Below are 8,612 nucleotides of genomic sequence, written 5' to 3'. Positions count from 1 at the left end.
AATTAGATACACCCCGTGGAGGGGTTCCCGAGTGGCCAAAGGGATCAGACTGTAAATCTGACGGCTCCGCCTTCGAAGGTTCGAATCCTTCCCCCTCCACCATTATTTCGAAGAATGTAAGCTTGCCACAGATTACGTTTTTCCGGCCTAAAGAAGCCGAACAATTAGATACACCCCGTGGAGGGGTTCCCGAGTGGCCAAAGGGATCAGACTGTAAATCTGACGGCTCCGCCTTCGAAGGTTCGAATCCTTCCCCCTCCACCATCATTCAAGCCAGTTGCGCAAGCAGCTGGCTTTTTCGTATTCTCGTTACTAGACACTCGAATTTATTCCTGAGCTTCAACCATTCCCTTCCCCTTTTATCTGAGTCAATTCCCCCACAAACGACTTTTTCACAACTACAATAAGCAAATATGGCTAAAAGGAATTACAATGCAAATGAGCGCATAACAAATGGGCGCATAAAAAGCAGCAAGGATGCATGATGCTGAAAAAGAATGATCAATCAAATCTCTCTCAGTTCATTGAATGGACAAAACTAAAAGTACTGATCGTTGATGATCAGAAGTCAGCTTCGACACTACTAAAGAGCCTGCTTGGTAATTTAAATATCCATCTCATTAATATTGCTAATACTTATGAAGAAGCCATTCGCTATTGCATGAGTAACCACTATCAGTTGCTATTGATAGATTTTCACTTAGACCACGCCTTAAATGGTAGCGAACTGGCCACGTTACTCCGCAAAAAGAAGTTACTTGCTCCTGACTGCGGCATCATCATGATTTCAGGCGATCATTCAATCGAGGTGATCTTAACGACGATGACCATCGAGCCTGACTGCTTTATCACCAAGCCCATTACCATGGCAGGACTCGCCAAAAAAATCACTCAAGTGTGTGTCGACTGCGCCCAGCGTCAGTCGATATATCAGGCGATGGCATGCCACGATATTCCGCAAGCCATTCAGTTATGTAAACAGCTTCTACGGCAGAATGGGCATAACCATAAGATTGAAGCCTTATTGCTTGATTTACTGATAGAGCAAGGAGACTGGGAGCAGGCTAAACGCTTCACCCAACTGCTTCACTCCCAAAACCCAACCCACAAAATCACCATCACTGAAGCACAGATTGCACATCATGACGGCAATATTGCTCAGGCCATTGCAATTCTGGAACAATTAATTGTGAGTGCGCCTCTGTGTGTAGAAGCCTACGATCGCCTGTCCAATTATCAGCAAGAAAACAAACAGTATTATGATGCGTTGGAAACGGCTGAACGTGCGTTAAAATTCACCCCGAGCGTCAGCCACCGAGCTCTGCAGGTTGCCCAGCTGGCCGCTGATCTCGGTAAGACCGACCATTTAATTGAATCAGGAAAAACCCTAGCTACCCATCTTCCGATTATTGATGTCAACTGGATCATCTGTTTCGCCGAATTTACCGCCATATTTGAGCAGCACTTCTTTGCCCAGACTTCCAGTAAAATACAAAGACAACTGCTTCAACAATTAAAAGCCATTCATCAACGCGCTTACAACCGTTTACTACCCAAACAGCAACCTTTTTTAACCACTTTTGGCCATATTACCCTAGGGCGATTCTCGCTAGCCCAGCAGCAATCACTAAAAGCCAAACGTCGCCTGATGGTCGGGTTATCCAGCTACTTTTATACCATCACAAAGCTACCTTCCGTGATTCTGGCTGAAGCGCTGCCTCCACTCATCGTGCTCGGAGAAACCCAAATAATTGCTGAGATTGATAACGTATTAAAACTCAGAGATCGTTTTGACGGCCATAGCCAGAACCGTCTCTACGCACTAAGGCAAAATACGCCGTTAATTAACGGTGTTCAGGCTTTAGTCAGAGAATTAGCCCTGGCCAATGAAGACCTGAATAACGGCATGCAGACCCGTCATACTCAGAACGCCTTGCTACGTTACGATGATATCCTGATCCGTTATCCTTACTGTAGTGAGGCCCATCTTGGACGACTGCAATGCCTGTATCAGCTTAATCGACTCGATGAGGACAACATTAAGCAGAGTATTCAGGCCGTGAGTATCATGCCGCTGCCAGAAAAGCTTGAACTATGGCGCGCCAGTCTATTTGAACAGCTGGCAACCCGGTATGCTCATCCGCAACAGAAAAATACAGTCACGTCACAGTTGCAGCGCCATCAGAAATACCAGCTGTTGGCGAGTATGCTGACCGAGAACGTCGACGAGCACACTGCGGCTTAGTTGCGATGGTCACGGCCATGAGGACTATCGAAATCCAGTTCTGGACCGACAGGGACGATTCCCGTTGGATTTATCATCTGATGGCTGAAATAGTAATGGCGTTTGATATGGTTGAAATCGACCGTTTCAGCGACATTCGCAAATTGATACAGCTCTTTAAGGTAGCCCTGAATATTCGTGTAATCAGCGATGCGCTTCAGGTTACATTTGAAATGCCCGACATAGACGGCATCAAAACGTATCAGGGTTGTAAATAAACGCCAATCTGCTTCGGTGATCTGCTCGCCGACTAAATAGCGGCTGGTTGCAAGGTGCGCGTCTACCTTATCCAACGCCGCAAACAAATCGCTGAAAGCGGCTTCATAGGCTTCTTGTGTGGTCGCAAAGCCACAACGATAAACGCCGTTATTGATAGCCGGATAAATATAGTCATTCCACTGATCAATCCCGGTCTTAAGTGCTTGCGGGTAGTAATCGGCATGGTTTCCGGTCAGATCATTAAACGCCGTATTAAACATGCGAATAATTTCTGATGATTCATTGCTGACAATTGTCTGGGTCTGTTTATCCCACAGTACAGGTACTGTGACTCGCCCGGTGTAGTCCGGTTTGGCTTTGGTGTACAACTGGTGCAGAAACCGAAAGCCGTATAAAGGCTCAGGGGGGATGAACGTCCAGCCATTTTCCTGCATGTCAGGGCTGACAACCGTCACATCGATATGAGGGGCCAGGCCTTTCAACTGCCGGAAAATTAGGGTTCGATGGGCCCAGGGACAAGCCAGTGATACATAGAGGTGGTAACGGCCTGATCCCGCTTTAAAGCCCTGCTGTCCTTCCGGTCCCTGTTCACCATCATTGGTCAGCCAATGACGAAAGCCCGCATCTTCTCGCACAAAATTGCCGTCATTAGATTTGGTTTCGTACCAAACATCATGCCATACACCGTCAATTAACTTCCCCATGCCCAAACCCTTAACAAATTCTCAACCGTGATTAGAGTATATGTGGATTTATCGGCAAGATCGGCGGGAATGGATTGATGGTGATAGTCGAAATTTTTGAATAAGCTGACGGCACACTCGCTGCCGCTGAACGTTAAAGACCATCAATGGTTAGAATCAATATCGCCGTTATGCAAAACTGTAGCGTTTATGGACATACTCCGATGTTATACATTGTAATACACCGCCGTATGTAAGATAAAAACTAAGCGCATCTCCAACCTGATAACAAGAAGTCGCATCAGTGATATCAAGTATTAGGAAATTATGGCTACTACCGACAATGGTGATCCCATCATCAACCGGCGTCAACTGCCGAATATCGACATCTTGTTTACCGATCGCACATAGGGCTCTTAACCTTGCACCACGATCAGCGAAATAGAATTCATCGTCTAGAGTATCTAACTCAAGAGAATGAAGATAAATTGAAGACTTTTTTTTAATTTCAATCACTTCAGCCTGTAAATAGATCGGTGCTTGCGAGATATCGGTGACAGGCTCATCATTTAATCCCTCCCCCATGATCAACGACGCCCCTAGACGTAATTGGTTGAACCTCGGTGTGCCTTCTCTTGGCATCATCAAGACAATACCTGCTACGCCAGCGTCCGAAATAGCATCTAAATTGCGACAACTCGCCCATTCAGCATGCTCTTCGTGATGCACTGGCAGAGTGCCACTGTCGGTCATGGATTCAACCTCATGGTAACATCCCAAATGGCTGCCAATACCAATGAAGGTCAATCCGGGAAGCATCAGCACCAACTGCGCAAGGCTCTCAGTTTCTGAGTCATCAAGCGTATCTTCGCCCAGATCATGCAAGATAATAACCTCATGCCGCTTATTCGCCTTAACGGCTGCCAGAGACAGCGCCTCTAGTACCGTACGCTCGCAGTGAAGAGAAATATCAGCATGGTGTACCAGATGATCTACCTCCGAGAGCAACGGCCGTCGTAGCAGCATTTTCCGGATCGGAAGATCTTTTAACTTCATCAGGTTTTGAATTTGCGTATCCCCGATAGTTTGGATACCGCCAAGTATCATCGCACGAACAATCGGTTCCGAACCATCTACCAGCTTGGAGAGCCCAATAGGTATTACCCCTTTATCACAATAAAGACGAACCAGCTCACGGGTATTATTTTCGATTATTCGAAGGTTGATCGATAAAGAGGGATATGACATATGGGCTAACCTATAAATGACCACAATCAAAAGAAGCGGTAGTTATATAGATTTATTTCAACTATTAAATAGTAACTTTATGATGTTTACTTTGCTATTTAATAAAGTAAACAAATAGCGTTTAATAAACCAGCTGATAGGATTAACGCATAACACATACAATGTTGTGATTATTCTTTACATCTACACAAAGTACATATGACTTATATTAACACAATAAGCAATCTATTGAGTACCGCTATTTTACTAAGAAGAACAAATTTACCAGTTCGTTCTTCTTAATAAATGCCCTCACTCGAAATTAGTATTTACTTCATGCGCATCTAATATTGCTGTGACTAGCGCTTTCGCAGCATACGATAGATCGTTTTTCTCATTAACAGTCAGATAAAATCGAGGGGTATATTCCAAGCTATGAATAGCCGGAATTCTCACCATCTCACCACGATCAATCCATATCTGTGCATAGTGCTCAGGAAGATAGCCAATAAAATAACCGGACAGAATCATATGAGCCGTGGCCTCCATATTAGTCGTCGTAGACTTATACAGATGATCACCGGCATCGCTAAGTGGAGTAACATAATGGTTCAGCCCACGCTCAACAACAGGGTGTGCCAGAATATCTTCTACTGTGACTTCTCGGTTTAACGCCAATATTGGATGTAATGGTGAACAGTATAATTGCTGTTGTTCATTAAAAATATATAAATATTTAAGGCCGCTTTTAAGTACTTCAGGTGAAGTTATACCAACATCAAGTTTATGCTCAAGTAAGCTTTTTTCAATCAAAGCTGAGTCGCAGATCTTGGTATTAATATTAACCTTTGAATGCGTATTACAAAAGGTATTAATCGCTGTTTGAATCCGACAATTTTTGTTAGTTGCTAAGTTATCCGTAAAACCAAGATTGATACTTCCATTAGAGACATTACAAATTTCATCAATTTTAACTTGAAAGTCAGAGATATGATTAAACAATTTTTTACTTGTTTCATAAACCTGCAACCCATCTTTGGTTAATTTAAACCCACTTCTCCCACGTTGGCATAATGTCAAGCCTAATCGAGTTTCCAAATCCCCCATTTTTTTACTTATGCTAGATTGATGCATATTTAATTGGTCTTGGGCTGCAGAAAAACCGCCGCTATCAGCAATAATATGAAAGAGCTTTAATAGGCGGATATCAAGATTATCGATTGGCTTCATTTTTATTAGGTATATCAAATGACAATCTTTCAACCTATCATACATATATATCCAATCACACCATAAATGTGACACTCATTCCAAAAAACACCCCAGCCAGACCAAAATGCTTTCTGATTGTTGAAGTTACAGACACAGACTTGCACGTTATACGATCACCCAGAAGAAATACTAAAGTGGATGACGCTTCGCTCTGAGCGGCAATAAAAAGCGCCCAGATGAATGATCTCATCTCAGCGCTTTTTGAATAGACAGATTTTCCTGAAACAAGAACCTTGCATCTCGCTTCTTTGGCTTCTACCAACCCGTATAATTATCTTATGCTATTAATTCTTGCTAACAGGCCAAATAATTGCTCGGTGGTATTAAATTGCTTTCATCTTTTTGTAAAATGCTTAGCCCAGCACGCCAGCTCCCAGAGATAACATAAGAGTATTCAGCACAATAAAGAACGCGACCAGTGGGCCAATAAATTTCAGCCATGCAATGTATGACACCCGGCCAATAGCCAGCCCGCCCATCAATACCCCATAGGTTGGAGTCACAAATAACACCGTACCGATACCACACATAAAGGCGGTTACCACAAGCTCACGCCCGGTATTGGCAAAATCAGCCAGCGGTGCCAGTACCGGCATACTCATGACAGCAAGACCTGACGTTGATGAAACGACAAAAGCCAACAGCATCTCTATCCAATACACCACATTGATAAACAGGATAGAGCTTTTATCAGCCACCAGCCCTTCGGCATAGTAAAGAATGGTGTCAGTAATATTACCGGCTTCCATAACCACCACGATTCCACGGGCAACACCGACAATAAGCGCCACGCCGATTAAATCTGCCGCACCCGCAACAAAGGAGTTGATCAAATCATCTTCACTCAGGCGAGCTATCATGCCACACAGGATCCCCATGAAGATGAACAGCGTACTCATTTCAGCCATCCACCAACCCAGTGAAGAAACACCCCAGATCATGATCACAAAGGTCATAGCAAACAGTGTCAGGACACATTTCTGGGTCGCCGTCAGGTTAACATCATCCTGATTATCCGTATTATGGCTAAGGAAGTGATCGATGTTTTTCTGGTGCATGTTAGCAACCAGTGACTTCTGCGGATCCTTCTTTACCATTTTGGCATAGCGAATCACGTACAGGCAGCCAATAACCAACGCAATAATAAGGATACCCAGGCGAATACCAAATCCATCCAGGAAGTCAACGCCGCCAGCATTGGACGCAATCACATTACCAAAAGGATTAATAGTCGAGCCCAGAGTACCGATACCAGAGCCGACAAAGATCACTGCCACAGCCACCAGGGCATCAAACCCCGCCGCGATAAAAATCGGGATCAACAAACCATAGAAAGCCAGTGTTTCTTCTGCCATCCCATAGGTTGTCCCGCCAAGGGCAAACAAGGTCATCAGGATCGGGATCATAATGATCTCCCTCCCCTTCAGGCGCATCATAATACGCGTGATCCCCGTATCGATTGCCCCCGTTTTAGTGATCACACCAAGAAAACCACCCACCATTAATACAAACAGACTCACGTCCATCGCCCCGATAATATTGGTGGCGGGATCATAGAAGCCGGATATAGGTGCCATCAGGGTATCGAATGCCCCCTGTGGCGATGCATCAATATGAGCGTAAGAACCCGGTATAGGCACATCCCGGCCTAGACTCTCGTTAAATAATCGTTGATATTGACCAGCCGGTAAAATATGAGTAAGTACAGCGAATGTACCGATCAACATAAATAGGATGGTAAATGCATTTGGAAACTTTCTTATTTTTATCATGCGAATTCCCTCAAAATATCCATACAGATAAATTTATTATTTAGTTATTTACAGATGTAATTCTTATGAACAAATTCTGACGTCATACATTGCAGCACTCCACCGTATGACAGAGAGAACGAGATAATACCCCCCACATTATGGTTTTCTTTTGAATCGGATATATCAAGGATCAAATGATCGCTGCTCCCGCCGATAACAATAATATCTTCATCATCGGGGGTAATTTCCGATATATCGATATCTTGCTTTCCTATCGCACAAATTGCTCGTTTCCTGTCTCCTCGGTCAACGAATACGGGCTTATTACCAAAAGCATCCAGGGCTGTAGAGTTTATCGGTACTGATGGCTTTTCTTTTATTTCTATAACTTCAACCTGAAGCTTCATTGCCTGTTGTGATGTTTCAGGTATGGGGTCATCATTTAAGCCAATCCCCATAATAAGTGAGGCACCTAAACGCAGCTGATTGATTCTTGCTGGTAATTCTCCTGCCGCAAGAAGAAAGAGTCCTGATGAACTTGCTCCTGAAATAACTGAGAATTTAATATTCAGATCTTTCTCAATGTCTTCAGCAATATGGATCAAGTCGTTTTGATTTTTATTGGTCGGTTCAACGCCACCATAACATGCCAGGTTTGATCCAATACCGGTTAATTTAAGACCCGGTAGTGACAATACCTTACGGGCTAACTGAAACGTGTCTTCCTTATTGAAGCAGCCTTCCCGTAAATCACCAAGATCATGCATAATGATAATTTCATGTATTTTATTCTCTTCAACGGCTATATCCGATAGCGCTTGAAGCGTATTTTGCTCTGAGTTAAGAGAGATATCAGCATAGCGCACAACTTCCCGGGCTTCGCTAATCGCAGGAAGGCGAAGTAACATTTTTTTTATTGGGATGTTTTTTTGTTTCTTTAAGTTTTCAATTCGAGAGTCGCCAATAATACTGATACCACCAGCAATCATCGCTTGCGCTACCTCTGGCGCTCCACAAGTCAACTTCGTGATCCCTACAGGATCAACCCCCCTTTCCTTACATAGCTGAATTAAGTTACGTGTATTGCTTTCTATTACGGTCAGATCTATGGATAAACACGGGTATTTAAACATTATTAACCCCTGATTAAATCGTGTTTTAAGTAACACTTAT

6 protein-coding genes and 2 tRNA genes are annotated in these 8,612 nt (G+C 43.7%); 3 read left to right on the top strand and 5 right to left on the bottom strand.

Annotation, left to right across the window (positions count from 1 at the left end; all coding sequences use genetic code 11):
• The first annotated feature begins 17 nt into the window (after positions 1-17).
• From C9I89_RS15715 to C9I89_RS15705, 3 genes are all read left to right on the top strand, one after another.
• Positions 18-102, top strand: a tRNA-Tyr gene (locus C9I89_RS15715).
• A gap of 77 nt (positions 103-179) precedes the next feature.
• A tRNA-Tyr gene (locus C9I89_RS15710) sits at positions 180-264 on the top strand.
• Between the two features lie 217 nt (positions 265-481).
• Positions 482-2,245 carry a response regulator gene (locus C9I89_RS15705; RefSeq protein WP_245905503.1) on the top strand — a complete coding sequence of 588 codons (1,764 nt, stop codon included), beginning with the start codon at positions 482-484 and terminating at the stop codon, positions 2,243-2,245.
• Here the strand turns inward: C9I89_RS15705 and C9I89_RS15700 are convergent.
• From C9I89_RS15700 to C9I89_RS15680, 5 genes are all read right to left on the bottom strand, one after another.
• Positions 2,242-3,207 carry a glutathione S-transferase family protein gene (locus C9I89_RS15700; RefSeq protein WP_107284265.1) on the bottom strand — a complete coding sequence of 322 codons (966 nt, stop codon included), beginning with the start codon at positions 3,205-3,207 and terminating at the stop codon, positions 2,242-2,244. The genes C9I89_RS15705 and C9I89_RS15700 overlap by 4 nt on opposite strands.
• 168 nt (positions 3,208-3,375) lie before the next feature.
• Entirely contained in the window at positions 3,376-4,434 is a 1,059-nt protein-coding gene (locus C9I89_RS15695; RefSeq protein WP_107284264.1) for an alanine racemase, read from the bottom strand.
• Positions 4,435-4,725: 291 nt separating this feature from the next.
• Complete coding sequence (locus C9I89_RS15690; RefSeq protein WP_245905502.1) at positions 4,726-5,688, bottom strand: LysR family transcriptional regulator; 963 nt, start codon at positions 5,686-5,688, stop codon at positions 4,726-4,728.
• Positions 5,689-6,038: 350 nt separating this feature from the next.
• The gene (locus C9I89_RS15685) at positions 6,039-7,457 is read right to left on the bottom strand and encodes a YfcC family protein (RefSeq protein ID WP_107284262.1); all 1,419 of its coding nucleotides are present in this window, start codon (positions 7,455-7,457) and stop codon (positions 6,039-6,041) included.
• A gap of 44 nt (positions 7,458-7,501) precedes the next feature.
• Positions 7,502-8,572 carry an alanine/ornithine racemase family PLP-dependent enzyme gene (locus C9I89_RS15680; RefSeq protein ID WP_107284261.1) on the bottom strand — a complete coding sequence of 357 codons (1,071 nt, stop codon included), beginning with the start codon at positions 8,570-8,572 and terminating at the stop codon, positions 7,502-7,504.
• Positions 8,573-8,612 lie beyond the last annotated feature (40 nt).

Origin of the sequence: Photobacterium lipolyticum (genome assembly GCF_003026475.1) — a bacterium.
GTDB classification, from domain to species: Bacteria; Pseudomonadota; Gammaproteobacteria; order Enterobacterales; family Vibrionaceae; genus Photobacterium; species Photobacterium lipolyticum.
This window is presented reverse-complemented; position numbering and strand designations above follow the sequence as displayed.

Coding starts and splice junctions, on each gene's coding strand:
- C9I89_RS15690 (WP_245905502.1), bottom strand. CDS start 5,688: ATGTATGATAGGTTGAAAGATTGTCATTTGATATACCTAATAAAAATG.
- C9I89_RS15695 (WP_107284264.1), bottom strand. CDS start 4,434: ATGTCATATCCCTCTTTATCGATCAACCTTCGAATAATCGAAAATAAT.
- C9I89_RS15680 (WP_107284261.1), bottom strand. CDS start 8,572: ATGTTTAAATACCCGTGTTTATCCATAGATCTGACCGTAATAGAAAGC.
- C9I89_RS15705 (WP_245905503.1), top strand. CDS start 482: ATGATGCTGAAAAAGAATGATCAATCAAATCTCTCTCAGTTCATTGAA.
- C9I89_RS15700 (WP_107284265.1), bottom strand. CDS start 3,207: ATGGGGAAGTTAATTGACGGTGTATGGCATGATGTTTGGTACGAAACC.
- C9I89_RS15685 (WP_107284262.1), bottom strand. CDS start 7,457: ATGATAAAAATAAGAAAGTTTCCAAATGCATTTACCATCCTATTTATG.